The sequence below is a fragment of the Alloalcanivorax sp. C16-1 genome (assembly GCF_046507805.1).
GTDB lineage: Bacteria > Pseudomonadota > Gammaproteobacteria > Pseudomonadales > Alcanivoracaceae > Alloalcanivorax.
Window position 1 is genome coordinate 623,307 of sequence record NZ_JBKFTK010000001.1, and the last position, 24,028, is coordinate 647,334.

Sequence of the window (24,028 nt, forward strand, 5' to 3'; positions counted from 1 at the left end):
ACTATGGTCTCGTCTGGAGATATTCCACCCTAATTCACCGGCCGCTGCTACGGAATACGTATGAGCGTCCCATTAATACCATTGTTGGCGCCGACACGTATTCCAACAATGGTCTAAACATCACCGCCCTGATCAGGCCCGGCGCCCTGGCAAAAAAAAACCCGCCGTAAGGCGGGTTTTCTCCGATCCGGGCCGGCGTCAGTCCGCCCCGGATTGTTTCATGTACCGGAAGAACTCGCTATCCGGCGACAGGATCAGCAGATCGTCCGGGGAATTGAAGCTGTCCCGGTAGGCCTGCAGGCTGCGGTAGAAGCGGAAGAACTCACGGTCCTTGGAGTAGGCGTTGGCGTAGATATTGGTGGCGCGGGCGTCGCCCTCACCCCGGGTTTTCTGCGCCGCCTCGTAGGCCTGGGCGAGAATCTCGGTGCGCTCCCGGTCGGCGGCGGCGCGGATACGCTCGGCCACTTCCCGGCCCCGGGCACGGTGCTCGGCGGCGTCGCGGGCACGCTCGGCGCGCATCCGGTCGAACACCCGGCCACGCACCTGCTCCGGCCAGTCCACCTGTTTGACGCGCACATCCACCACTTCAATACCCAGGTCTTCCAGGGTGGCGGCGTTCACTTCCTGGGCCACCGAATTCATCAGCTCCTCGCGCTGATCGTCCTTTTCCGGCGGCGGGCCGCTGCCCGCGTCCGGGTCCGGCTGCGCCCGAGTGACGGCGGCGGCCTCCTCATCGGCCGCCTGCGCCGCTTCCGTCTGTTCCTGGGCGGAGGTGGTGCCGTTCATCAGCTCACCGGTGCTCACCGCCGACGGGTCCAGGGCTTCATCGGGCAGCGCGCCGCCCCGGCCGGCCACCACTTCCTGCACGGTGCGCGAGGCGAACTGGTTGCGCAGCGCCTCATTGACGCGCGGGTCCAGCAGCTCGCGGGCACGGCGCTCCATGGCCTGGCCGTTGTTGGCGCCGGCGCCGACACTGACGATATAGCGCTGCACGTCGGCGATGCGCCAGGTCACGAAGGCGTCCACGTTGAGCAGCTTCTTCTCGGCGGTGAGAAACGACTGGGTGGGCACGTCGTGGGTGAGCAGGCGGCCGTCCACCCGGATCACCTCGTCGATCAGCGGCACCTTCGGGTAAATACCCGGCTTGATGTCCGCCTGTTCCACCCGGCTGAAGCGCTTCAGCACGGCCTTCTCGGTTTCATTGACGATGTAGAACGAATCCAGCGCCAGCAGCAACAGCACGCCCACTGCCACCAGCACCAGCCAGCTACGTGTGCCCATCAGCGAATCTCCGTGCGGTTGCTTTGGTACAGACTGCGCGACGCCGGGCGGCTGCCGCCGCCGTCATCGGCGCCGGCGCTGGACGGGTCAGAAGAATTGGCGCCCGCCTTGCTCGCGTCACCGCTCTGGCCGCCGCTCTTGCCGGCGCGGCCCTTGAGCATCTGATCCAGCGGCAGGTACATCAGGCTGTCACCGTTGGGGATATCGGCCAGCACCTTGCTGGAATTGCTCAGCACCTCGGAGACGGTTTGCAGGTAGAGGCGCTGCCGGGTCACCTCCGGCGCCTTGCGATATTCGGTCACCATATCGTTGAAGCGCGCCGCGTCACCCTGGGCTTCCGCCACCACGCGGGTCTTGTAGGCGTCCGCCTCGGCCTCGACCCGGGCGCCCTGACCGCGGGCCTGGGGAATCACCGAGTTGTAATAGGCTTCCGCCTCTTTCTTGAAGCGGTCTTCGTCTTCCTTGGCCTTGGCCACGTCGTCGAAGGCGTCACGCACCGCTTCCGGCGCCGCGGTCTTGTCCAGCACCACCTGGTTGATCACCAGGCCGGTGTTGTAACGGTCCAGGTAATCCTGCAGCCGCTCGCGCACTTCCAGACGAATGTCCTCGCGGCGGTCCTTCAGGACGCCGTCCATGGTGGAGCTGCCCACCACATGGCGCAGGGCGGAACTGGTGGCATGCTCGAGAATCGCTTCCGGCGCCCCCACGCGCAGCAGGTAGGCCTGCGGGTCCAGCACCTTGTACTGCACCTCCAGGGTCACCGCCACGATGTTGGTGTCCTCGGTGAGCATTTCCTCGCTAAGCTCGTAGCTGCGGTTCTGGCCCACGTCCACTTTCATGGATTGCTCGATGACCGGCGCGCGCCAGTTCAGGCCCGGATCCACCATGCGGTTGAACTCACCGAAGCGCAGCACCACGGCGCGCTGGCTCTGGTCCACCACATAAAACCCCATCAGCACATAGCCGACCGCCAGGATCACCAGGACCACCGCCAGCAGGCCGCCGGGGAAGCCGCCGGACGGCTTCTTGCCGCCGCCTCCACCGCTGCTTTTGCCGCCGAACAAATTGTTGATGCGGTCCTTGAGGTTCTTCAGTGCTTCGTCGAGATCCGGGGGGCGTTGATCGCCGCCGCCGCCACCCCCACCCCAGGGGTCCCTGGGCTTGTTGCCGCCGGGTTCATTCCAGGCCATTGAATTCTCCGTTATCCCGCTCTGTGCGAGCGTTCAGGATTGTAGGAAGGGGTCTCCGCGTCTGCAACCGACGGGTCCGGTACCTTTACCTGTTCTTCGTCCAGCCCCGCCTCGCGCAGCAGCCGATCAAAGTGAACCCGGTTGACGTGTACCCGCAGCAGCATGCCGCCGTCGGTGGCGGCGCGCTCGTCGAGGACTTCGCCGGCTTCGTGCAGCCGCGCGCGCAGCTTGCCCGCCGACGGCGGCAACCGCAACCAGCGGTCCACCCAGCGATCGGCCAGCCGCTCGGAGATGGCCGCGTACAACAGGTCGAAACCCTCGCCGGTGGTGGCCGACAGCCACACCCGCCAGGGCAGCCCCTGCTCATCGCGCTCCACCCGCGGCGCCCCGTCGAGCCGGTCCACCTTGTTGTACACATGCAGCACCGGCACCTGGTCGGCGCCGATCTCCTCGAGCACCTCGTTGACCGCGTCCACATTGGCGTCGCGTTCCTCGGCACTACTGTCTGTCACGTGCAGCAGCAAGGAAGCGTTAACGGTCTCTTCCAGGGTGGCCTGGAACGCCTGCACCAGCCGGTGGGGCAGATGACGGATAAACCCCACGGTGTCGGCCAGGATCGCCGGGCCGACACCCGGCACGCGCACCTTTCGCAGGGTCGGGTCCAGGGTGGCGAACAGCTGGTCCGCCACATAGACGTCGCCGGTGGTAAGGGCGTTGAACAGGGTGGACTTGCCGGCGTTGGTGTAGCCGACCAGGGAAATCAGCGGGGTTTCCGAGCGGTCCCGGGCGCGGCGGCCCTGGGCGCGCTGCTTGCGCACCTTGTCCAGCCGCGCCTGGATCGAGCGGATTCGATCGCGGAGCAGCCGGCGGTCGGTTTCCAGCTGGGTTTCGCCGGGCCCGCGCAGGCCGATGCCGCCCTTCTGCCGCTCCAGGTGGGTCCAGCCCCGCACCAGCCGGGTGGACAGGTGCTGCAGTTGCGCCAGTTCCACCTGCAACCGGCCCTCATGAGTGCGGGCACGCTGGGCGAAAATGTCCAGGATCAGGCCGGTGCGATCCAGCACCCGGCACTTGACCACCCGCTCCAGGTTGCGCTCCTGGCCGGGGCTGAGGGCGTGGTTGAACAGCACCACATCCGCCTCGTGCTGGCGCACCAGCTCGGCCAGTTCCTCCACCTTGCCGGAGCCGATGAACAACGCCGGGTCGGGCCGGTCACGCTTGCTCACCAGCTCGGTCACCGGCTCCACGCCGGAGGACGTGACCAGATGATGGAATTCATCCAGGTCCTCACGGCCCAGGGCGTCGGGCAGCTCCAGGTGCACCAGCACGGCTTTTTCGCCGGCACCGGTGCGCACCTGTTCGGTACGGTCAAACAGATCCATGGGTTCCAGTGTATCGAAGGGAAAAAACAAAGCCACGCCGGACGGCGTGGCTTTGGCGGGGGTGGGACGCGACGGACGGCTTATTGATTGCCGAAATCGTCACCCACTCCCCCCTGGGCGCCACCTGCCTGGCCGCCCTGCATGGCCGGATTACCGCCACTGCCGGCAGCGCGCGGATTGCGGGCCGGCACCACGGTGGAAATGGCATGCTTGTAAACCATCTGGCTCACCGCGTTCTTCAGCAAGACCACGTACTGGTCAAAGGACTCAATCTGACCCTGCAGTTTGATGCCATTCACCAGGAAGATGGAAACCGGGATGCGCTCCTTTCTCAACGCATTGAGAAAAGGGTCTTGTAGCGAGTGCCCTTTTGACATGGCAAAAATCTCCTTACACATTCATAAAAAGTGAGCGCCCAAGCGTTCGGGCAATCATCAGCGCTTACGTCCGGACTACACGAGGCCGGCCATCCCTGCCGGACGGCCCGTGGGCCAAGGACTTCTCTTTGGCAGCCTTTGGGGGAAAAGGTTTCAGCCCCACCCTCAGTAAAGCCCTGTGTCGACGTGGTCCTCTAATGGGGCTTGGTCCCAATAAAAACAAGCCTCGTGGGGCAACTTCTCCCCGGAACCCTCGGAATCAACTAAACACGGTTTTACAAACGCCTGCAAGACGGGTCGCGCACGCCCTGCGACTCTCGTCACGGGCGCCGTCGTACCAGGTAAGACCGGGCCATTTGCGCAGCCAGGTGAGCTGCCTTTTGGCCAACTGCCGGGTGGCAATAATACCCTTTTCCACCATGGTGGTGTAATCCCAATCGCCGTCCAGATAGCGCCAAACCTGGCGATAACCCACCGCTTTCAGGGCCGGCAGATCCGCGTGCAGATCGCCGCGGGCGCGCAGCGCCGCCACCTCCTCCACCAGACCCTGGTCGAGCATGGCCCGGAAACGCGCCTCGATGCGCCGGTGCAATTCGGCACGCTGCGGCGCCACCGCCAGGCTCAGCACCGGACAGGACAGGCCGGGAAAGCGGTAAAAGCCGTCCGCCAACGCCTCGCCGGCGGTCTCGTGCTCGCCGTGAAAGGCGCTCAGCGGCCGGCCGGTGAGCCGGTACACCTCCAGAGCCCGCTGCAGGCGCTGGCGGTCGGTGCGTTTGAGGCGCGCGGCGCTGGCCGGGTCCACCCGCGCCAGCGCCGCGTGCACCGCCGGCCAGCCGTCCCGTTCCGCCAGGGCGGCGATCTCCGCGCGCACCGCCGGGTCCGCCTCCGGCAGCGGCGCCAGCCCCTCCACCAGGGCCTTGAAGTACAGCATGGTGCCGCCCACCAGCAGGGGGATCCGGCCGGCGGCCACGATGTCGTCGATCTCGCGCAGCGCGTCGGCGCGGAAATCCGCCGCCGAATAGGGTCGCGCCGGGTCCCGGAAGCCCAGCAAACGGTGCGGCGCCCGGGCCAGTTCTTCGTCGGAAGGCCGGGCGGCGCCGATGTTCAGGCCCCGATAGACCAGCGCGGAGTCCACGTTGATCAGTTCCACCGGCAGGGTGTGCGCGGCTTCCATGGCCAGCGCCGTCTTGCCGGCGGCGGTGGGCCCCATCAGCAGAATCACCGGCGGCGCGGTGGCGGCGGCCATCTATTGGCCCCGCATGAACAGCCGGTCCAGGTCCTTGACGGTCATCTGGGTCCAGGTGGGACGGCCGTGGTTGCACTGACCGGACCGCTCGGTGGCTTCCATGTCGCGCAGCAGGGCGTTCATTTCCGGCACCGTCAGACGCCGGTTGGCGCGCACGCTGCCGTGGCAGGCCATGGTGGAGAGCAGCTCGTCGAGCTTCTGTTCGATCCGTTCGCTGCTGCCCTGGGCGAGCAGATCGGAGAGCACATCGCGCACCAGGGTTTCACTGTCCGCGTTGCGCAGCAGGGCGGGCACTTCACGCACCACCAGGGTTTCCGGCCCGGCCCGTTCGACCAGGAAACCGAGCCGCTGGAACACCTGGGGCTGCTGCTCGGCGAAGTCCGCTTCCCGGGACGACACCGCCATGGACACCGGCACCAGCAGCGGCTGGCTGCGCACCTTTTCCTCGGCCCAGTCCCGTTTCATACGCTCGTAGGTGATGCGCTCGTGGGCGGCGTGCATGTCCACCAGCACCATGCCGTGTTCGTTCTCGGCGACGATAAAGATGCCGTGCAGTTGCGCCACCGCGTAGCCCAGCGGCGGCGTGCGGCCCGCCTCCGGGGCCACGGTCAGATCCGGGGCCGGATTCACCAGAGCCCCGTAGGCGCCGGCCTGACGGGCGCCGTCGGCGATGCCGCCGGGGCGCGACGGCGCGGCGCCGCCGTAGCCCGCGTAACCGCCGCCACCGGCGCCGCCGGCATTGAACCCACCCTGACCAATATCGCCCGTGCCGGTGGCGGCCGGCTCATCACGGGGCGTGGTCAGCGGCATGTGGCCCTGGGTGGGCGCCACCTCGGCGCTGACCGGCCCGCGCTCCGGGCGGCCGTCGTCGCCGGGGCGCACCTCGGCGATGGCCCGGTGCAGGGTACGGAACAGGAAGTCGTGCACCTGGCGCTGCTCGCGGAAACGCACTTCGTGTTTGGTGGGGTGCACGTTGACGTCCACCAGCGCCGGGTCCACCTCGAAAAACAGCACATAGGCCGGGTGGCGGCCGTGGTAGAGCACGTCGGAATAGGCCTGGCGCACCGCGTGGCTGACCACCTTGTCGCGGATCACCCGGCCGTTGACGTAGAAGTACTGCAGGTCCGCCTGGGACCGGGAAAAGGTGGGCAGCCCCATCCAGCCGTGCAGGCGCAGGCCGCCGTGTTCGATGTCCACTTCCAGGGACTGCTCCATGAAGGCGCGGCCGCACAGGCGCGCCACCCGGGCGGCGCGCAGGGCGGCGTCGTCGCCGGCGGGCAGCTGGTGGATCACCTTCTGGTTATGGGTGAGCCGGAAGCCGGTCTGGAACTCGCTCAGGGCGACCCGCCGGAACACCTCTTCCAGATGATTGAATTCGGTTTTTTCGGTGCGCAGAAAACGACGCCGGGCCGGCGTGTTGAAGAACAGGTCGCGCATGGTCACGGTGGTGCCGCGCGGGTGCGCCGCCGGCGCCACGCTGGGGGCCATGTCGCGGCCCTCCACGGTGACCTGCCAGCCCTGGGGCCGGTCGCCGTCGTTGCTGGCCAGGGTCAGCCGCGACACCGAACTGATCGCCGCCAGGGCCTCGCCCCGGAACCCCAGGGTACCGATGGCTTCCAGGTCTTCCTGGTTCTGAATCTTACTGGTGGCGTGCCGGGACAGGGCCAGCGGCAGATCGTCGTGGCCGATGCCGCCGCCGTCGTCGCGCACCTTCACCAGTTTGATGCCGCCCTGCTCCACGTCCACGGTGATCTGCCGGGCGCCGGCGTCCAGCGCATTCTCCAGCAGCTCCTTAAGTACCGAGGCAGGCCGCTCCACCACCTCGCCGGCGGCGATCTGGTTGGCGAGTCGGGAATCCAGCCGGTGAATCTTTGCCACGGTAAGGGACCTCAGGATTGCGGGATAACCAGCGTCTGGCCGACGATGATGCGGTCATCCTGGATATTGTTGGCGGAGCGCAGCGCCTGCTCGGTGACCTGATGCCGGCGGGCGATGCCGGACAGGGTGTCGCCGGGCTGAATCCGGTACTGGTCGCTGTTGTGGGAACGCTGCGCGGCGAACCAGCTGCCCGGCGCCGGATGGGTGCGGAAGTAATGTTCCACGCCCGCCACGATGGATCGCGCGAGTTTGTCCTGATGGGCACTGGAACGCAACTTGCTGGCTTCCTCCTTGTTGGAGATAAAGCCGGTTTCCACCAGCACCGACACCATTTCCGGCTCCTTGAGCACCACGAAGGCGGCCTGCTCCACGGTGTCGCGGCCGCCGTGCAGTCGGGTGATCTGGCCCATCTCGCCGAGAATCTGCCGGCCCAGGTAGAGACTGTGGGCCATGGAGCCGCTCATGCGCATATCGGCGAGCACGCTGAGCAGATTGGAGTCGTCCTTTTCTTCCTCGTAGACCCCGGCCACCTTGTCCGACTCGTTGGCCATCTCCGCCAGATAGCGGGCGCGGGCACTGGTGGCGCCCCGATTGGACAGGGCGAACACGCTGGCGCCGTGGGCGCGCGGGTCGGTGAAGGCGTCGGCGTGGATCGAGATAAACACATCCGCGTGGTTGTCCCGGCGGGCGATGCGGCGCCGCTCCGCCAGCGGCACATAGTAGTCGCCGTCGCGCACCAGCACCGCCTTCATGCCAGGCTGGGCGTCGATGCGCGCCTTCACTTTCTTGGCGATCTGCAGCACCACGTCTTTTTCGCGCAGCCCGCCGGGGCCGGACGCGCCCGGGTCTTCCCCGCCGTGGCCCGGGTCCACGGCGACGATCATGTCGCGGGGCGCGCCGCTGTCCACCTCCGGCTTGTCCACGGTTTTCACCGGTTCCGGGGTGCTGTCGAACAGGTCCACCACCAGACGCCAGTCGTGGGGCGCCACCGGCTTGAGCAGATTGGTGCGCGGACGCACCGCTTCGGAGAGGTCGAACACCACCCGGGTCATGCCCGGGTGCTGACCCACGCGGATACCGGTGATCGGGCTATCGCTGATGTCCAGGGTGCCCATGTCGAAGTTCAGCTCGGTGTCCGGCAGGTCCACCACGATACGGTCCGGGTTGGCCAGCTTGTCCAGGGACAGCTCCACCGGCTTGGGCAGATCGAACACGATCCGGGTGTGGTCCGGCGCCCGGTGCAGACGCACGGAATCGACGGTGACCGCCTGTACCAGACCGCTGACCAGCAGGCCCAGGGCCAGCAGCGTCAGGGTCAGGACCCGGCGCGGGCCGTGATTGCGCTTGATGTCGCCGCGTTCAGTGTTGGCCATCGGCCCATTCCAGGTTGGCATGACGTCCCCGTCCCTCCACGGCCAGGGTTACGGTCAGGTCCGGCGCCGGAATCATGCCCCGGCCACGTTCCGGCCACTCCAGCAGGCACAGGGCCCGACCGTCAAAATAATCACGGATACCGATCATCTCCAGCTCCTCGGGATCGCCGAGCCGGTACAGATCGAAATGATAGATAGGGACCCCGCCGGTTTCATAGGGTTCCACCAGGGTATAGGTGGGACTTTTCACCGCGCCACGGTGGCCCAGAGCCTGCAACAGGCCGCGCACCAGGGTGGTCTTGCCGGCGCCCAGGTCGCCGCGCAGGTAGACGCAGGCGCCCGGTTTCAGACGGCGCGCCAGGTCCGCCCCCAGCGCCAGGGTGGCGTCCTCGTCGGCGAGCCGGTGTTGTTCAGTGGTCGTGCCCATTCAATTCCCGGCGCAGGTCGGTCAACAGATCGGTGGCCAGCAGGCCCCGTTCCCCATCACGGCGCGCCGCGCCGTCGGCGGCGCGGGCGTGAATCATGGCACCCAGAGCGGCGGCCGGGTACGGCGGCAGCCCCTGGGCGCGCAGGGCGGCGATCACCCCGGTGAGCAGGTCGCCCATGCCACCGCTGCCCATGCCCGGGTTGCCGTCGCTGATCAGGGCGGTGCCCCCGGCGCCGCGCACCAGGGTACCCAATCCCTTGAGCAGCACCGCGCCACCGTAGCGGGCGGCCAGCGACTCCACCGCCGCGAAGCGGTCACCCTGCACGGCACCGGTGCCGCTGTCCAGCAGCCGGGCCGCTTCGCCGGGGTGGGGCGTCAGCACCCAGTCCTCACGGGCGTCCGGTTGCCATTCGGCGATCAGCGTCAGCGCGTCCGCGTCCACCACCAGGGGCAGGCCGCTGTCCAGGGCGGCTTCCAGCAGCGACCGGCCCCAGGCGTCCAGGCCCAGGCCCGGGCCGATGGCCACCACCGTGGCCCGCTCCAGCAGCGGCGCCAGCTGGTCCACGTTGTCCACCGCCCGCGCCATCACCTCCGGCTGGCGGGCCAGCAGCGGCGCCACGTGCTCCGCGCGGGTGGCCAGGCTCACCAGACCGGCGCCGGCATGGGCGGCGGCCTGGGCGGTCAGCATGGGCGCGCCGCCGAAGCCGTGGTCGCCGCCGATTACCAGCACGTGTCCGTAGGTTTTCTTGTACCCGTCCCGCCGGCGCGCTGGCAGCCAGCGGGCCCGGTCCACCGGCGTCGGCCGCCACACCGGGGCGTCGATGCGCGCGTGCACGCGTGCTTCCACGCCCAGGCCATCAAACAGCAGTTCCCCGGTACACACCGGCCCGATGCCGGTGAGCAGGCCCCGGTTGACGCCGATAAAGGTCAGGGTGCAGGTGGCGTGCAGCACCGCGCCGGTGGAAGCGCCGCTGTCGGCGGCCAGGCCGGAGGGCACGTCCACCGCCAGCACCGGCTTGCCGAGCCGGTCCAGGGCCTGGATCAGTGCTTTCTTGTCGTCGCGCAACGGGCCGGACAGGCCGGTGCCGAGCAGCGCGTCCACCAGCACCGGCGCGTCCGCCGGCAGGCTGTCCGGCGACAGCGGCCGCATTGGCACGCCCTGGTCGCGGGCGCGGCGGGCCATGGTCAGGGCATCGCCCTTCATTTCCTCCACCGGCCGGTCCTGAAAGATCACCGGTTGCAGACCGGCCTCGCGGGCCAGGCGCGCCACCACGTAGCCGTCGCCGCCGTTGTTGCCGCCGCCGCACAGAATCGCCGGCCGGGTGACCTCGGGCCAGCGCTGCACCAGCAGTTCGAAAGCGGCGCGCCCGGCCCGCTCCATCAATTGTTCACCGCTCAGCCCGGCCTCGCCGGCCAGACGGTCCAGCTCGCGGGTCTGGGCGGCGCTGTAAAGACGATCGGGTAACGATCTTACCGACATGGACTGTTATCCTTGGCTCCGCCGTGACGATGGGCTGCGCGCCCAGTATACCTGTTCTGTTTTCATCCTCGGAGGATGGTCAGCTTGCCCGAACAACGCAGCTCGCCCGATCAACAAGGCCCGCAGTGGGACCTGTACGGCCTGCATCTGGCCGCCTTCATGCTCGCCGGCACCGCCCTGTTCGCCAAGCTGGTGCCGTTGCCGGCGCTGGACATCACCGGACTGCGCGGTGGCATCGCCGCCGTGGCCCTGCTGCTGGTGATGGCGGTGCGGCGCGCGCCCCTGCGCCTGCCGAGCCGCCGCCACTACCTGGCCATGCTGGTGGGCGGGCTGCTGTTCGCGGTGCACTGGATGACCTACTTCCATGCCATGCAGGTTTCCACCGTGGCGGTGGGCGTGGTGGCGCTGCTGACCTTCCCGGTGATCACCGCGGTGATCGAACCGCCTCTTTTACAGCAACGTCCGCCGCACGGCTATGCGCTGCTGGCCGGCCTGGGCGTGCTCACCGGCGTCACCCTGATCGGCCTGGAAAGCGGCCTGGGCGGCAATGTGCCGCTGGGTCTGGCGGTGGGCGTGTTTTCCGCGGTGCTCTATTCGCTGCGTAATTTATTGCAAAAACGTTTCCTGGACGGCGTCTCCGGGCCCCAGGTGATGCTTTACCAGGGCGCCCTCACGGCGCTGGTGTTCGCCCCCTTCCTGAGCGTGTCCCCCAGCGAGCTGTCGGCGGGCACCTGGGGGCTGATGCTGCTGCTCGGCACCGTGTTCACCGCCGTGCCGCACACCCTGATCACCCATGGCCTGCGCCGCTTGAGCGCCACCACGGTGTCGTTCACCCTGGCCCTGCAGGTGCCCTACGCCACCCTGCTGGCCGCCCTGGTGCTGGGGGAAACCCCGGGGCCGCTGGCGCTCACCGGCGGCGCCCTGGTGGTGGCGGCATCGTTGTTCGTCACCGCCCGGCAGCGCCGCGACGCGGCCCGGGTGGCGGTGGCCGACTGAGCCGCGCCGATCCGGATTCCCCGCCATGGACCTCGCCGATCTCAAACGCCGCATCGCCGACCAGGCCCGCACCCTGGGTTTCCAGCAAATGGGCGTGGCCGATCTGGACCTGAGCCAGGCGGAAGCACGGTTGCGGGAGTGGCTGGCCGCCGGCCGCCACGGCGACATGACGTGGATGGAAGCCCACGGCAATAAAAGATCGCGCCCGGAGGAGCTGGAGCCGGCCACGGTGCGGGTGCTGTCGCTGCGCATGGACTATCTGCCGCCGGACACCCAGCCGGTGAAGGTGCTGCGCCAGCACGACAAGGCCTATGTGTCGCGCTATGCCCTGGGCCGCGACTACCACAAGCTGATCCGCAAGCGGCTGGCGCGGCTGGCCGGCTGGATGCGCGAAGAGGTGGCCGACAGCCGGCTGGCCCGGGCCTTCGTGGACAGCGCCCCGGTGATGGAAAAGCCGCTGGCGGAGAAAGCCGGGCTGGGCTGGCAGGGCAAGCATACTCTGCTGCTCAATCGGGAAGCGGGCAGCTGGTTTTTTCTCGGCGAGATCTACACCGACCTGCCGCTGCCGGTGGACGCCCCCGGCGAGGACCATTGCGGCAAGTGCTCCGCCTGCATGACGGTGTGCCCCACCGACGCCATCGTCGCCCCCTATCAGCTGGACGCGCGCCGCTGCATCTCCTACCTGACCATCGAGCACCCGGGATCGATCCCCGAGGACCTGCGCCCGGGCATCGGCAACCGGGTGTTCGGCTGCGACGATTGCCAGTTGATGTGCCCCTGGAACCGCTTCGCCTCGCACAGCGGCGAGACCGACTTTCACCCCCGCCACGGGCTCGAGGACCGGCAACTGGTGGAGCTGTTCCTGTGGGACGAGGCCACTTTTCTGGCGCGCACCGAGGGCTCCGCCATCCGCCGCGCCGGCTACCGGCGCTGGCTGCGCAACCTGGCGGTGGCGCTGGGCAACGGGCCCGCCAGCGACGAGGCGTTCGCCGCTCTGAACCGGCGGCGGGACGACCATGACGGGCTGATCCGCGAACACGTGCACTGGGCCCTGGCGCGGCTTCGCGATCGGCGTCACTCGTAATGTTCACATGAAACGGTATGCTCCTAACTTCAGTCACCGTCCAAGTTCACTGTCCACGAAGGGAATGCCAGCCATGAAAAAGCCAGCCCTGATCCTGCTCGCCATCGCCGCGCCGCTGCTCAACGCCTGTTCCAGCGGGCCCAACGAAGCGGCGGAATACCGCCATTCCATCTTCCACGTGATCGCCTGGCACTTCGGCACCCTGGGCGCCATGGCCAAGGGCGAGCAGCCGTTCGATCAGGCGGTGTTCGAACGCAAGGCCGGCATTCTGGAAAACCTGGCGCGGCTGCCCTGGGAAGGGTTTCAGGAAGGCACCGCCGACGGCAGCGACGCCAAGCCGGAGATCTGGGAGAACAAAGCGGACTTCGACGCCAAGGCCGACGACCTGATGCGCGAGACCGCCGAACTGTCGCGGCTGTCCCGGGAAGGCGACCAGCAGGCGATGCTCGCCCAGGTGGGCCAGGTCGGTCAGGCCTGCAAGGCCTGCCACCAGGAATACCGCAAGTAATCGCGGTCGCGATACCGGTTCAACCGCCCAACGTCACCAACAGCCAGACGATCCCCGCCGCCAGCACCGCCAGCACCAGCGCCCGCCAGGCCGGCGCCGGCGGCTGGTCGGCGGCGCCGGCTTTGCGGCCGCTGATCATGGCACCGGTAAGCCGCTCACCGCGCAGCCGGTGGGCGGCCACCGCCGCCACGTGCAGCCCGGCCAGCACCAGCAGCAGATTGATGTTGAAGCCGTGGAAGTCGGTGAGCGCATCGCCCACGCCGGAGGCCACCGCGCCATTGAGCGGGCCGGCGATGCTGATGTCGTCGGTGGCGAACAGGCCGCTCACCGCCTGGGCCAGCAACAGCACCAGCATGGCCAGCACCATCCAGCCGCCCAGCGGGTTGTGGCCGTCCCAGGCCGGCGCCCGATTACGCAGAAAGTCGCGTCCGTAACGCCAGGCCACCGCCGGCGGCGCCAGGAAGTCCGCGAAACGGCTGCGCCTCGAACCGACAAACCCCCAGGCGATCCGGAACAGCAACAGCGCCAGCAGCGTGTAGCCGGCCAGCATGTGCCACTTCATCAGGGCGTCGCTCTCGCCGCCGGAAAACCACAGAAAGGCGAACAGCGCCACCAGCAACCAATGAAACAGGCGGGTGGGCAGATCCCAGACCCGGCCCGCCGACACGGACTCTTTCACCCTTGCTCTCCCTGACGATGCTTACAGCTGAATCAGATGCTCACGGTAATAGGCCAGTTCCGCGATGGACTCACGAATGTCGTCCAGCGCCAGATGCTTGTTGGCTTTCTGGAAGCCGTCCAGGATGCCCGGCTTCCAGCGCCGCGCCAGTTCCTTGAGGGTGGACACGTCCAGATTGCGGTAGTGGAAGAAGGCTTCCAGCCCCGGCATGTAGTTGGCCAGGAAGCGGCGGTCCTGGCAGATGCTGTTGCCGCACATGGGCGACACGCCCGGCGCCAGGTACTGCTCCAGGAAGGCCAGCGTGCGGCGTTCCGCCTCGGCGTCGTCCACGTCGCTGCGCCGCACCCGCTCCACCAGACCGGAGTTGTTGTGGTGGCGGGTGTTCCATTCGTCCATGCCCTCGAGCAAGGCGTCGCTCTGCCGGACCGCCATCACCGGCCCCTCGGCCAGCACATTGAGATGGGCGTCGGTGACGATGGTGGCGATCTCGATGATGCGGTCGTGGCTGGGATCCAGACCGGTCATCTCCAGGTCGATCCAGATCAGGTTGTCCTTTGCTTGCGTCATGATGCTCCCGGGGAAAAAGCGGCTACCAGGTGAAGGATACAGGATACAGCGCGGAGCCGGCCCTGCCAGCGGCAAAGCCGTGCCCGCGACGGTCCGATTCCTGTATCCTGCACCCTTCATCCTTTACCCGGTACAGGCGGCGAAGCCCCACGCTTTTATGGCCAAACGCAATCTCAATCGTCGGCAGCGCTGGCGCATCGAAAAGATCCAGCAGGAGCGCCGCGAGCGTGCCCAGCGCAAGGCGGAACGGGACCGCCCCCAGGCCTCCGATCTGGGCGAGGAACAGCACGGCACGGTGATCGCTCACTTCGGTGGCCAGGTGCTGGTGGAAGCGGACCAGGGCGCCCCGGCCCGCTGTCATTTCCGCGCCAACCTGGAACAGCTGGTGGTCGGTGACCGGGTGATCTGGCAGGCCCCCGAAGGCGAGGGCGATGGCGTGGTCACCGCGCTGATGCCCCGTGCCACGGTGCTGAAACGCCCGGACAACTACGGCAAGCTGAAGCCGGTGGGCGCCAACCTGGATCGCCTGCTGGTGGTGTTCGCGCCCCGGCCGGAACCCTCCAGCGTGCTGCTGGACCGCTATCTGGTGGCCGCCGAACTGTCCGGCATCCCCGCCACCCTGGTACTCAACAAAGCGGACCTGGTGGGCGAGGACGACGTGCTGATCGAGCGCCTGCTGGGTCTGTACCGGAGCCTGGGCTACCCGGTGATCCCGGTGTCCGCCAAGGCCCGCGACGGCCTGGACGACCTGCGCGAGGCCCTGGCCGGCCACACCGTGGCCTTCGTCGGCCAGTCCGGGGTCGGCAAATCGTCCCTGGTCAACGCCCTGCTGCCCGAGGCGGAGCTGGCGGTCGGCGACCTGTCCGACGTGTCCGGCCTGGGCCAGCACACCACCACCACCGCCCGGCTGTTTCCGCTGCCCGACGGCGGCCGTCTGATCGACTCCCCGGGGATCCGCGAATTCGGGCTGTGGCACATCAGCGAGGAAGAGCTGCTGCACGGCTATCGGGAACTGTCGGAGCAGGCCGGCCATTGCCGCTTCCGCAACTGCACCCATCGCCACGAACCGGGCTGCGCCCTGCAAGAGGCGGCGGAGCAGGGACGCATCAGCCCGGAACGGCTTAACAACTTTTTCCAGATCGCCGCGACCCTGGATGAGGAGGCGCGTCAGCGCTATCAGCCCTGAAACCGGCGGCGACGCATCTGACACCTCCTCTGTCCTTGATTACAATGACCGCCACCGGCAACGACGAAGACTCGCCATGACCGCTCAACTGCCCCTGCTCATCGAACCGTCCGAACTGGCCCGTCATCTGGACGACGATCACCTGCTGATCGTCGATCTGTGCAAGGACCAGGTCTACGATCAGGCCCATGTGCCCGGCGCCGTGCACCTGGACTTCAAACGCCTGCTGGCCGGCACTCAGCCGGCCCCGGGCCTGCTGCCGGACGACCGGGCGCTGTCCGCGCTGTTTTCCGACCTGGGCCTGACCCCGGACACCTTCGTGGTCGCCTACGACGACGAAGGCGGCGGCTGGGCCGCCCGCCTGCTGTGGACCCTGGAAGTGATCGGCCACCACCGTTACGGCTACCTGAACGGCGGCATCCACGGCTGGCTGGCGGCGGATCTGCCCACCAGCACCGAGCCCGGCGAGCCGGAACCGTCCGATTACCAGGTCGGCCCCCATGATCCGAAGGCCAACGTGGATCTGGATTACCTGCTGGCCCACCACCGCGACCCGGACGTGGTGGTGTGGGACGCGCGCTCCGAGGAGGAGTTCGCCGGCGTGCGCGCCTTCGCCCAGAAAGCCGGCCACATTCCCGGCGCCACCCTGTACGAGTGGACCGACGCCATGGACAAGACCAACAACCTGCGCCTGCGTGATCTGGACGCGATTCGCCAGGAACTGGCGGAACGGGGCATCCAGGCGGACAAGCAGGTGATCACCCACTGCCAGACCCACCACCGCTCCAGCTTCACCTGGCTGGTGGGCAAAATCCTGGGATTCCGGGACATCCGTGGCTACGCCGGGTCCTGGGCCGAATGGGGCAACCACCCCGAGACCCCGGTGGAAAAACCGCAATAACCGACAACAACAACGAGGTCCGCCCTTGAACACCCTGATCGAAAAAGCCTTCGTGGCGCTTCAGTACTGCGTGCCCCAGCACGGTCTTTCGCGGCTGGTGGGCTGGCTGGCGCGCAGTGAGATCCCGTGGATCAAAACGCGCTTCATCCACGCCTTCATCCGCCGCTTCAAGGTGGACCTGAGCGAAGCGTGTATCGAGGACCCGGACCAGTTCGAGAATTTCAACGCCTTCTTCACCCGCGCCCTCAAGGACGACGCCCGCCCCATCGCCGAGGGCGACGCCACCCTGGCCTGCCCGGCGGACGGCACCGTCAGCCAGCGCGGCCCGCTGCGCGGCAGTGATCTGCTGCAGGCCAAGGGGCATTACTATTCCCTGTTCGAATTGCTGGGCGGCGACGGCACCCTGGCCGCCGAGTTCAGCAACGGCCAGTTCGCCACCGTCTACCTGTCGCCCAGCGACTATCACCGGGTGCACATGCCCTGCACCGGCACCCTGCGCGAAACCGTCTATGTGCCCGGGCGGCTGTTCTCGGTGAACCAAGCCACCACCGAACGGGTGCCGCGCCTGTTCGCCCGCAACGAGCGGCTGGTGTGCGTGTTCGATACCGAGCGCGGACCGATGGCGGTGATTCTGGTGGGCGCCATGATCGTGGCCGGCATCGAAACCGTGTTCGCCGGCCAGGTCACCCCGCAGCCCGGCGAAGTCACCCGCCGCCAGTACCGTGACCCGCAACCGGTGGTGCTGGAGAAAGGCGCCGAACTGGGCCGCTTCCTGCTCGGCTCCACGGTGATCGTGCTGTTCCCGGAAGGCGCCGCCGACCTGGACACCGCCGCCGCCCCCGGCGCCAAGGTGCGCATGGGCGAAGCGTTCGGCCACTACGTCTAAGCGTTCCTCTCCAGCAGGGTCGCGGGCCTGGGTGGCGCCCCCTCCCCCACCCAAGGTTCTGCTGCCTCGAAGCGAAGCTGTGTGGGTCCCTTCCGGGACCCTTTTTGGCAGGGATGCCAAAAACGGGAGCGCCCAGGGACGGCTTGAGCGATCCCGGAAGGGACCCACGCAGCTTCGCGCCACGGCTGGAGCCACAAAACGCCAGACCGTTATTTGTTACCGAGCTTTATTTCTTACCCAGTTTCGCAGCCAGAATCGCTTTCGCCTCGTCCCCACGCAGCAACTCCGCGAACAACGCCAGGTCATGATCGATCAGATCGTGCAACGCCATCTCCGGCGCCTGGCGCATCAACCGCTTGCTCTCGCGCATGGCCCGACGCGGCTTGGCCGCCAGCGCCACCGCGTAGGCCCGGGCCGCGCCTTCCAGCTCCGCGCGCCCCACCACCTTGGCCACCAGACCACACTGCAGCGCCTCCTCGGCGCCCAACGGCTCGCCGGCCAGCAGCATGCGGGCGGCACGCTGATAGCCCAGCCAGGCCGGCAGCAGTTTGGAGGAGCCGGCTTCCGGCACCGCGCCCAGGTCCACGAACGGGGTGATGAATTTGGCGTCGTCGGCGGCCACCACGATGTCCGCGTGCAGCAGCATGGTGACGCCCACGCCCACCGCGTTGCCCTGCACCGCCACCACCAGCGGCTTCTCGAAGCGGCTTACCGCCCGGATAAACGGCGCGGCGCCGCCCTCGGTGGCGTTGTCGCCGGCGTTGCCGGCGGCCAGGAAATCGCCCAGGTCATTGCCGGCGCAGAACGATTTACCCTGGCCCTCGATCAGCACCGCGCCCACGTCGTCATGCTCTTCGGCCAACGCCAGCAGGTTCACCAGATCCTGGTACATGGCGCCGGTCAGCGCGTTCAGCTTGTCCGGACGGTTAAGGGTGATGGTCATCACCGCTTCGGTGGTCTTGACCAGAATCTGGCCGCTTTCCGGTGCTGGTAATCGCACGTCTGTCTCCCACGGTTAAGGTTGCGCAAAGCCTAGCCCCTCCACGCCCCCTCGGCCAAGGACCAAAACTATTGCCCGGCGCCTGATTTCGTCCTATAAATCGCCGGTTCCCCTTGACGGGGTCTGTCGTGAGGTCCGAGGGCCTTGAAACTCATCACTTTCGATCCTTTCCGTACCCTGGGCCTGCCGGGGGTGCGCTACATCAAGCCGGAGCACATGTTCGCCCAGCGCGACGAGGTGTTGGCCGCCGATTGGGTGCTGTTCCCGGCCTACTGGCAGATCCACGGCCTGCACTACGTGCTGCAGCGGGCGCTGTTCCCCAGCCTGGCGACGTACCATCTGGGCCACGACAAGGTGGAAATGACCCGCGCCCTGCGGCTGGTCTGCCCGGACAACCTGCCGGAAACGGAGATCCTGTCGTCCAGCCACAGCGATGTGAGCCGCATCCTGGATACCTGGTCGTTCCCGTTCGTGGCCAAGCGGGTGCGCTCCAGCCAGGGCGACGGCGTGTTCCTGGTGGAGAACCGCCAGCAACTGCTGGACTACGCCGCCAATAACGAGGTGCTGTACATCCAGAAGCTGCTGCCGATCGTGCGCGATCTGCGCGTGGTGGTGGTGGGCCGGCGGATCATCGCCAGCTACTGGCGGGAGGGCACCAGCTTCCACAACAACCTGGCCCGGGGGGCGCGCATCCGCACCGATCTGCCGGTGCCCGACGACGCCCTGGCGCTGGTGGAGAATCTGGCGCGGCGGCTGAACATCGACCACGCCGGGTTCGACGTGGCCTGGGTGGACGGCCAGCCCTATGTGCTGGAGTTCAACCGGCTGTTCGGCAACCGGGGCATTCCCGACCTGCCGCGCCGGGTGGGCGCGGCCATGCGCACCTACTTGCTGGGCGAGAGCGAGTCGCCGCCGGACGATTCGCCGGCGCCCATGACCCGCTCCGCCTGAGTGCGCAGCAGTGTCTGGTAGCGGTGGGCGAGCTGCTCCACCGGCTGCAGGCGCACCTGCCGGTCGCCGGCCTGCACCACCAGGGCGCGCTCGCTTTGGTAGAGCGCCTTCACATCCAGCTCGGCGCGGGTCAGTTCGCTCTCCGGCACGTTCAGCCGGCCGGGAATCCCGGCCAGGCACAGCGCCCAGCTGTCCTCATCGACGAACTGTTCGCTGACCAGTGCCTTGAATTCCAGGGCCGGCGCCTGGCTGGCCTTGCGACGCGGCGCCTGCAGGCGCGCCACCCGCAGAAACAGCAACCCGGCGCACAGCGCCGAGAAGGCCCGATGGGAGAGCGGTTCGCCGCCGAACCGCACCCGCGCCTGGTCGCCCAGGCGGGCCACCACGCGACCGCCATAGAGGCCGGCCACCTCGTCCAGCAGGTGGTGGTAATCGTCCAGTAACGCGGTCAGCGCGGCGCGGGTGTAGCGCTGCTGGAAATGATCGAAGTTGACGACGCTGAGGCGCAGCTCCGTGGCCGGCCCTTGCTCCGACGCGGTGCCCGGGTCCGTGGCCGGGCCGTCGCCGACCACGTTGGCCGCCGCCGGCGCCTCGACCCGGGTGGCGTCGGCAGGCGGCGGCGCTTCCCGGAACAAGCGCCGGTAAATCGCCTCCCCGGCCAGGCGCAGGATCAGAATACCCAGCACCACCAGCACATAGCCGGTTTCCAGCCGTTGGCGCGGCGCCGCGTCCGGCCGCGCCGCCAGCTGCAGCGCCCCCGCCAGTTCGCCATCCGGCAGCGCCACCGGCACTTCCACGGTCACCGGGGTCAGCTCCGGCAGCGAGCCGGACACCGGTTCGCCGGCGGTGTCCAGGAAACGGGCGCCGGCCACCGGCTTCAGATCCCGGGTTTCGCGCACGATCACGTTGAGGCCGATCAGGTCACCGCCGGCCAGGGACTCGGCGGCGCGCAGCCCGGTCTGGCGGGCCAGCGCCTCCAGCTGCACCCGCTGTTCGGCGGCCAGGCGGGCGGAAAAGTGCTCCAGAAAGTAGACCCCGATCACCAGGGCCACCAGCAGCATCAGGACCAGTTCCCACAGCAGACGCTTCTCGCGCCGAAGCCACGGGCGTCCGTGTTCCCGGAATTGCTCCCAAAGCGGTTGCCACAGGGCCATGCGGTGCCTTCCTCAGCTCCGGTTCGATGGGCGCCGAGTATAACCGGGGAACGCCGGCGGGACCTCAATCAGCGGCGCTTTTTCTGGTAATCTTGACGCCCTTCCAGCCCGTGGCCCTCAAGGAGCCCCCCAGCGTGCGCGAGATTATTCTCATCCAGGTGTCCGGCAGCGACCGCCCCGGCCTCACCGCGGCCTTTACCCGGATTCTGGCCCGGTACCATCTCAATATTCTCGACATCGGCCAGGCGGTGATCCACGACAGCCTGTCGCTGGGCATTCTGGTGGAGGTACCGCCGGGGGCCGACGCCTCCTCCATGCTCAAGGATCTGCTGTTCGAGGCGCACAAGCGGGACACCTCGGTGCGTTTCCGGCCCATCGACGAGGACCGCTACGAACAGTGGGTGTCCGGCCAGGGCAAGGACCGCCACATCATCACCCTGCTGTCGCGCAAGATCACCGCCGAGCAGCTTGGCGACGTGACCACGGTGGTGGCGGAAAACAATCTGAACATCGACAGCATCGCGCGGCTGTCCGGGCGCGTGCATCTGGAAGGCGAGGACGGCGACCCCAATGCCCGCGCCTGCGTGGAGATTTCCGTGCGCGGCGAGCCCCGCGATACCGCCGCCATGCGCGCCGCCTTCCTGGCCATCGCCAACCAGCGCAACGTGGACATTTCCTTCCAGCGCGACAGCGCCTTCCGCCGCAACCGGCGACTGGTGGTGTTCGACATGGATTCCACCCTGATCCGTTCGGAGGTGATCGACGAGCTGGCCGCCGAGGCCGGGGTGGGCGACCAGGTGGCGGCCATCACCGAGCGCGCCATGCGCGGCGAGCTGGATTTCAACGCCAGCTTCCGGGCCCGGGTGGCCCTGCTCAAGGGCCTGGACGAAGGCGCCCTGGAGCGGGTGCGCCAGCGCATCGAACTGACCGAGGGCGCCGACCGGCTGATCCGCACGCTCAAGGCGCTGGGCTACCGCACCGCGATTCTGTCCGGCGGTTTCACCTGGTTCGGCCATTGGCTGCAAACGCTGCTGGGCATCGACTATGTGTACGCCAACGAGCTGATGATCGAGGACGGTCGGGTTACCGGCGAGGTGGCGGAGCCCATCGTCAACGGCGAACGCAAGGCGGAACTGCTGCGCGAGATCGCCGCCCGGGAGGGCATCGACCTGGAGCAGGTGATCGCCGTGGGCGATGGCGCCAACGACCTGCCCATGCTGGGCGCCGCCGGCCTGGGCATCGCCTTCCGCGCCAAACCGCTGGTGAAGAAGAACGCCGCCCATTCCATTTCCACCCTGGGCCTGGACGGCATTCTTTATCTGGTGGGGGTGCGCGACAAGGATCAGCAGGAACTGCTGCGGTAGCGGCAAGCTTCAAGCCGCAAGCTGCAAGCTTTCCTTTACCTACCCTTCGGTGGTTTCCGCCACCTCCAGCCGGTCCATGGGCGCCTGCAGGTAGTAACCCTGCAGGTAGTCCACCCCGCCCAGGGTCCACAGGGTCTGCATCTGGGCGGCGGATTCCACGAACCCGACCAGCGTGCGCCGGCCACTGTTCTGCACCTGCTGGATCAATTCCGCGAACCGCTCCCGACTCTCGGTCTTGCCCAGTTCCTGGGTGAACGAGCCCTCGAACTTCACCATGGTGGCGGGGATATGCTCGAACAGCTTGAACGGGTCCAGACTGCCGCCGAAGCGGCTGATGGATAGCCCGCAGCCCAGTTTGCGCATGGCCTGGGCAAAGGCGCCGGCCTGCTTCAGGTAGTTCACCGTATCGCCCTCGGAGAACTGGAAGATCACCTGCTCGCCGGACAGGCGGGCGGCGCGCATGGCTTTCGACAGCCATTCCGCCAGGCCCGGCTCGCCCAGGGAGTAGCCGCTCAGATTGACCAGCAGGGTGATTTTCTCTTCATGGGCGGCGGCGGCGCGCATGGCGTTGAGCACCACCCAGCGGTCCACCTTGCCGGCCATGCCCTGGTCGGCGGCCACCGGCATGAAGGCGGCGGCGGCCAGGTCGTCGCCCTGCTTCTGCGGCATGTGCACGAACACTTCGAAAATCTGCTCGCCGTCGTCGCGCAGACTCATCAGCGGCTGATAGCGCAGCCGGAAACTGCCCTTCTCCAGCGCCTGGCGGATGCTCAGCGCCACCGCTTCGTTGGAGCCGGCGGCCACATCGTCCATGGGATCGTGGATCTTGATGGCGTTGCCCTGCTCATCGTTCTGGCGCTGGGCCTGGTTACAGCATTTCAGCGCCTTGGTGAGGATGTCCTGGCTGCTGCGCGCGTCCTCCCGGGCGAACGCCACGCCCAGGCTGGCGGTGATGTGCACGGTGCGGGCGGCAACCTCCGGCATCAGGGTCTCGATGCCGGCGCGCAGGGTCTCCGCCAGGGCGGCGGCCTCGTCGATGTCGTTGACCGGCTTGAGCACCGCGAAGTCCTCGCCGTCCACCCGCGCCAGCTTGGCGTCGCCACAATGGCCGCGCAGCCAGTCGGCCACCGCCCGCAGGGCGTCGTCGGCGCCCTCCATGCCGAGGCTGGACTGGTGCTGCTCGAAATCGTCCAGGCGCAGGTACAGCACCGCCGCCAACTGCCCCTGGCGGGCCGCGTCGCTGACCGCCTGATCGAGCTGCTCCATGAACCAGGTGCGGCTGTACAGCCCGGTGACCTGGTCGGTCTGGCTGATCTCGTGGAGCCGCTCCTGCAGGGCGCTTTCGTCCAGGCTGGCGGCGCGGATCACGATCTGGGTGCAGGCTTCGCCGTCGAAGGTGCTCGGCGAGAAGATGAAGTTGGCGTCGAACTCCTTGCCATCGGTGTGCACGCCCCGGCATTCCAGCTCATTGGTCTGGCTCTGGTCCTGGGCGCGGTTGCGCAGCAGCGTCTTGAGCCGGTCGTGGTCGCTGGCCGACACCATGTCCATGATCGGCACGCCGGCCAGTTCGTCGGCGTCGTCGTAGCCGAACATGCGCGCGTAGTTGTCATTGGCGTGGATGTGCATGCCGTCCAGCACATAGGCGATGGCGTCGCGGCTCTGGTCCATCAGCAGGCGCAGGCGCTTCTCCGCCTCGTGGCGGGTGATCTCCGAATGCTGCAGCTCCTTGCGCAGCCGCAGGAACTCCATCAGCCGGTCCACGCACTGCATCAGCAGCTCGCGGTCGTCCTTGGGCGCCACCGCGCGGGCGCCGGCGTTGTAGGCGTCGCGCACGATGGTGGCGTTGTAATCATCGCTGAGCAGCACCACCGGCAGCGCCTTGCCGAGGCGGTTGATGTGCGCCATGGCGCTTTCGAAACTGCCGTCGCCGAAGCGCGGGCGGCACAGCATCAGCTCCCAGGCGCCGCCTTTCAATGCCCGTACCAGATCGTCCTCGTTGAGCGCCAATTGCGCCCGCGTCGCGCGACCGGCGTTACGCAGGGCGTTCATCAATTGTTCGGCTTCATCCTGAGAGTCGTGGGCGATCAACAAGCGGAGGGTATCGAGAGCGTAAGTCATCGG

At 67.7% G+C, this 24,028-nt stretch carries 22 protein-coding genes; 8 read left to right on the forward strand and 14 right to left on the reverse strand.

Translation table 11 applies throughout. The annotated features are described in order from the left end of the window. Nucleotides 1–198: 198 nt before the first annotated feature. The 9 genes from hflC to ACLD0W_RS03030 all read right to left on the reverse strand — a co-directional run bounded on the left by hflC (nucleotide 199) and on the right by ACLD0W_RS03030 (nucleotide 10,631). Entirely contained in the window at nucleotides 199–1,281 is a 1,083-nt protein-coding gene (gene hflC / locus ACLD0W_RS02990; protein ID WP_410306017.1) for a protease modulator HflC, read from the reverse strand. After that, nucleotides 1,281–2,471 (reverse strand): FtsH protease activity modulator HflK, encoded by a 1,191-nt coding sequence (hflK, locus tag ACLD0W_RS02995; protein WP_410306018.1) that lies wholly within the window; start codon nucleotides 2,469–2,471, stop codon nucleotides 1,281–1,283. Before hflK ends, hflC begins: the two co-directional genes overlap by 1 nt. Nucleotides 2,472–2,482: 11 nt before the next feature. Continuing rightward, the gene (gene hflX, locus ACLD0W_RS03000) at nucleotides 2,483–3,850 is read right to left on the reverse strand and encodes a ribosome rescue GTPase HflX (protein ID WP_410306019.1); all 1,368 of its coding nucleotides are present in this window, start codon (nucleotides 3,848–3,850) and stop codon (nucleotides 2,483–2,485) included. Between the two features lie 80 nt (nucleotides 3,851–3,930). After that, entirely contained in the window at nucleotides 3,931–4,227 is a 297-nt protein-coding gene (gene hfq / locus ACLD0W_RS03005) for an RNA chaperone Hfq (RefSeq protein ID WP_410306020.1), read from the reverse strand. Nucleotides 4,228–4,486: 259 nt separating this feature from the next. Then, a complete protein-coding gene (gene miaA, locus ACLD0W_RS03010) occupies nucleotides 4,487–5,473 on the reverse strand; it encodes a tRNA (adenosine(37)-N6)-dimethylallyltransferase MiaA (RefSeq protein WP_410306021.1) in 987 nt (328 codons plus the stop codon). Further along, nucleotides 5,474–7,351, reverse strand: a complete 1,878-nt coding sequence (gene mutL / locus ACLD0W_RS03015) for a DNA mismatch repair endonuclease MutL (RefSeq protein WP_410306022.1) — start codon at nucleotides 7,349–7,351, stop codon at nucleotides 5,474–5,476. Nucleotides 7,352–7,362: 11 nt separating this feature from the next. Beyond that, a complete protein-coding gene (locus ACLD0W_RS03020) occupies nucleotides 7,363–8,724 on the reverse strand; it encodes an N-acetylmuramoyl-L-alanine amidase (RefSeq protein ID WP_410306023.1) in 1,362 nt (453 codons plus the stop codon). Further along, nucleotides 8,711–9,151 (reverse strand): tRNA (adenosine(37)-N6)-threonylcarbamoyltransferase complex ATPase subunit type 1 TsaE, encoded by a 441-nt coding sequence (gene tsaE / locus ACLD0W_RS03025; RefSeq protein WP_410306024.1) that lies wholly within the window; start codon nucleotides 9,149–9,151, stop codon nucleotides 8,711–8,713. The genes ACLD0W_RS03020 and tsaE overlap by 14 nt, the downstream gene beginning before the upstream one ends. Further along, entirely contained in the window at nucleotides 9,135–10,631 is a 1,497-nt protein-coding gene (locus tag ACLD0W_RS03030; RefSeq protein WP_410306025.1) for an NAD(P)H-hydrate dehydratase, read from the reverse strand. The genes tsaE and ACLD0W_RS03030 overlap by 17 nt, the downstream gene beginning before the upstream one ends. Nucleotides 10,632–10,715: 84 nt before the next feature. On the opposite strand from ACLD0W_RS03030, the gene ACLD0W_RS03035 reads away from it, so the two are divergent. The 3 genes from ACLD0W_RS03035 to ACLD0W_RS03045 all read left to right on the forward strand — a co-directional run bounded on the left by ACLD0W_RS03035 (nucleotide 10,716) and on the right by ACLD0W_RS03045 (nucleotide 13,219). After that, complete coding sequence (locus ACLD0W_RS03035; protein WP_410306026.1) at nucleotides 10,716–11,627, forward strand: DMT family transporter; 912 nt, start codon at nucleotides 10,716–10,718, stop codon at nucleotides 11,625–11,627. Between the two features lie 25 nt (nucleotides 11,628–11,652). After that, the gene (gene queG, locus ACLD0W_RS03040; protein WP_410306027.1) at nucleotides 11,653–12,711 is read left to right on the forward strand and encodes a tRNA epoxyqueuosine(34) reductase QueG; all 1,059 of its coding nucleotides are present in this window, start codon (nucleotides 11,653–11,655) and stop codon (nucleotides 12,709–12,711) included. A gap of 73 nt (nucleotides 12,712–12,784) precedes the next feature. Then, entirely contained in the window at nucleotides 12,785–13,219 is a 435-nt protein-coding gene (locus tag ACLD0W_RS03045; RefSeq protein WP_410306028.1) for a c-type cytochrome, read from the forward strand. A 19-nt stretch (nucleotides 13,220–13,238) separates the two neighbouring features. Here ACLD0W_RS03045 and ACLD0W_RS03050 read toward each other — a convergent pair whose 3' ends face one another. Together ACLD0W_RS03050 and orn are read right to left on the reverse strand one after the other, a co-directional pair. After that, a complete protein-coding gene (locus tag ACLD0W_RS03050; RefSeq protein ID WP_410306029.1) occupies nucleotides 13,239–13,898 on the reverse strand; it encodes a cytochrome b/b6 domain-containing protein in 660 nt (219 codons plus the stop codon). Between the two features lie 21 nt (nucleotides 13,899–13,919). After that, nucleotides 13,920–14,465, reverse strand: a complete 546-nt coding sequence (gene orn, locus ACLD0W_RS03055) for an oligoribonuclease (protein ID WP_410306030.1) — start codon at nucleotides 14,463–14,465, stop codon at nucleotides 13,920–13,922. Nucleotides 14,466–14,622: 157 nt separating this feature from the next. Here orn and rsgA point away from each other — a divergent pair, with 157 nt between their 5' ends. The 3 genes from rsgA to asd all read left to right on the forward strand — a co-directional run bounded on the left by rsgA (nucleotide 14,623) and on the right by asd (nucleotide 17,438). Further along, on the forward strand, nucleotides 14,623–15,651 hold the full coding sequence (gene rsgA / locus ACLD0W_RS03060; protein WP_410306031.1) for a small ribosomal subunit biogenesis GTPase RsgA: 1,029 nt from the start codon (nucleotides 14,623–14,625) through the stop codon (nucleotides 15,649–15,651). Between the two features lie 76 nt (nucleotides 15,652–15,727). Beyond that, nucleotides 15,728–16,552 carry a sulfurtransferase gene (locus ACLD0W_RS03065; protein WP_410306032.1) on the forward strand — a complete coding sequence of 275 codons (825 nt, stop codon included), beginning with the start codon at nucleotides 15,728–15,730 and terminating at the stop codon, nucleotides 16,550–16,552. A 25-nt stretch (nucleotides 16,553–16,577) separates the two neighbouring features. Then, nucleotides 16,578–17,438 (forward strand): archaetidylserine decarboxylase, encoded by an 861-nt coding sequence (gene asd / locus ACLD0W_RS03070; RefSeq protein ID WP_410306033.1) that lies wholly within the window; start codon nucleotides 16,578–16,580, stop codon nucleotides 17,436–17,438. Between the two features lie 226 nt (nucleotides 17,439–17,664). Here asd and ACLD0W_RS03075 read toward each other — a convergent pair whose 3' ends face one another. After that, nucleotides 17,665–18,438 (reverse strand): enoyl-CoA hydratase-related protein, encoded by a 774-nt coding sequence (locus tag ACLD0W_RS03075; protein WP_410306034.1) that lies wholly within the window; start codon nucleotides 18,436–18,438, stop codon nucleotides 17,665–17,667. Between the two features lie 144 nt (nucleotides 18,439–18,582). Between ACLD0W_RS03075 and ACLD0W_RS03080 the strand changes: the two genes are divergently transcribed. Next, nucleotides 18,583–19,389, forward strand: a complete 807-nt coding sequence (locus tag ACLD0W_RS03080) for a RimK family alpha-L-glutamate ligase (protein ID WP_410306035.1) — start codon at nucleotides 18,583–18,585, stop codon at nucleotides 19,387–19,389. Here ACLD0W_RS03080 and ACLD0W_RS03085 read toward each other — a convergent pair. Next, nucleotides 19,323–20,543: a hypothetical protein gene (locus tag ACLD0W_RS03085; RefSeq protein ID WP_410306036.1), complete on the reverse strand. Its 1,221-nt coding sequence runs from the start codon at nucleotides 20,541–20,543 to the stop codon at nucleotides 19,323–19,325. The two genes, ACLD0W_RS03080 and ACLD0W_RS03085, sit on opposite strands and share 67 nt — an antisense overlap. A 134-nt stretch (nucleotides 20,544–20,677) precedes the next feature. Here ACLD0W_RS03085 and serB point away from each other — a divergent pair, with 134 nt between their 5' ends. Further along, nucleotides 20,678–21,907, forward strand: a complete 1,230-nt coding sequence (serB, locus tag ACLD0W_RS03090; RefSeq protein WP_410306037.1) for a phosphoserine phosphatase SerB — start codon at nucleotides 20,678–20,680, stop codon at nucleotides 21,905–21,907. Between the two features lie 39 nt (nucleotides 21,908–21,946). On the opposite strand, the gene ACLD0W_RS03095 is transcribed toward serB, so the two are convergent. Beyond that, nucleotides 21,947–24,025 (reverse strand): EAL domain-containing protein, encoded by a 2,079-nt coding sequence (locus tag ACLD0W_RS03095; protein ID WP_410306038.1) that lies wholly within the window; start codon nucleotides 24,023–24,025, stop codon nucleotides 21,947–21,949. Nucleotides 24,026–24,028 lie beyond the last annotated feature (3 nt).

What these genes read in the sequence shown, in the direction of transcription:
- hflC (WP_410306017.1), bottom strand. Translation starts at nt 1,281, where the DNA reads ATGGGCACACGTAGCTGGCTGGTGCTGGTGGCAGTGGGCGTGCTGTTG.
- hflK (WP_410306018.1), bottom strand. Translation starts at nt 2,471, where the DNA reads ATGGCCTGGAATGAACCCGGCGGCAACAAGCCCAGGGACCCCTGGGGT.
- hflX (WP_410306019.1), bottom strand. Translation starts at nt 3,850, where the DNA reads ATGGATCTGTTTGACCGTACCGAACAGGTGCGCACCGGTGCCGGCGAA.
- hfq (WP_410306020.1), bottom strand. Translation starts at nt 4,227, where the DNA reads ATGTCAAAAGGGCACTCGCTACAAGACCCTTTTCTCAATGCGTTGAGA.
- miaA (WP_410306021.1), bottom strand. Translation starts at nt 5,473, where the DNA reads ATGGCCGCCGCCACCGCGCCGCCGGTGATTCTGCTGATGGGGCCCACC.
- ACLD0W_RS03020 (WP_410306023.1), bottom strand. Translation starts at nt 8,724, where the DNA reads ATGGCCAACACTGAACGCGGCGACATCAAGCGCAATCACGGCCCGCGC.
- tsaE (WP_410306024.1), bottom strand. Translation starts at nt 9,151, where the DNA reads ATGGGCACGACCACTGAACAACACCGGCTCGCCGACGAGGACGCCACC.
- ACLD0W_RS03030 (WP_410306025.1), bottom strand. Translation starts at nt 10,631, where the DNA reads ATGTCGGTAAGATCGTTACCCGATCGTCTTTACAGCGCCGCCCAGACC.
- queG (WP_410306027.1), top strand. Translation starts at nt 11,653, where the DNA reads ATGGACCTCGCCGATCTCAAACGCCGCATCGCCGACCAGGCCCGCACC.
- ACLD0W_RS03045 (WP_410306028.1), top strand. Translation starts at nt 12,785, where the DNA reads ATGAAAAAGCCAGCCCTGATCCTGCTCGCCATCGCCGCGCCGCTGCTC.
- orn (WP_410306030.1), bottom strand. Translation starts at nt 14,465, where the DNA reads ATGACGCAAGCAAAGGACAACCTGATCTGGATCGACCTGGAGATGACC.
- rsgA (WP_410306031.1), top strand. Translation starts at nt 14,623, where the DNA reads ATGGCCAAACGCAATCTCAATCGTCGGCAGCGCTGGCGCATCGAAAAG.
- ACLD0W_RS03065 (WP_410306032.1), top strand. Translation starts at nt 15,728, where the DNA reads ATGACCGCTCAACTGCCCCTGCTCATCGAACCGTCCGAACTGGCCCGT.
- ACLD0W_RS03085 (WP_410306036.1), bottom strand. Translation starts at nt 20,543, where the DNA reads ATGGCCCTGTGGCAACCGCTTTGGGAGCAATTCCGGGAACACGGACGC.
- ACLD0W_RS03095 (WP_410306038.1), bottom strand. Translation starts at nt 24,025, where the DNA reads ATGACTTACGCTCTCGATACCCTCCGCTTGTTGATCGCCCACGACTCT.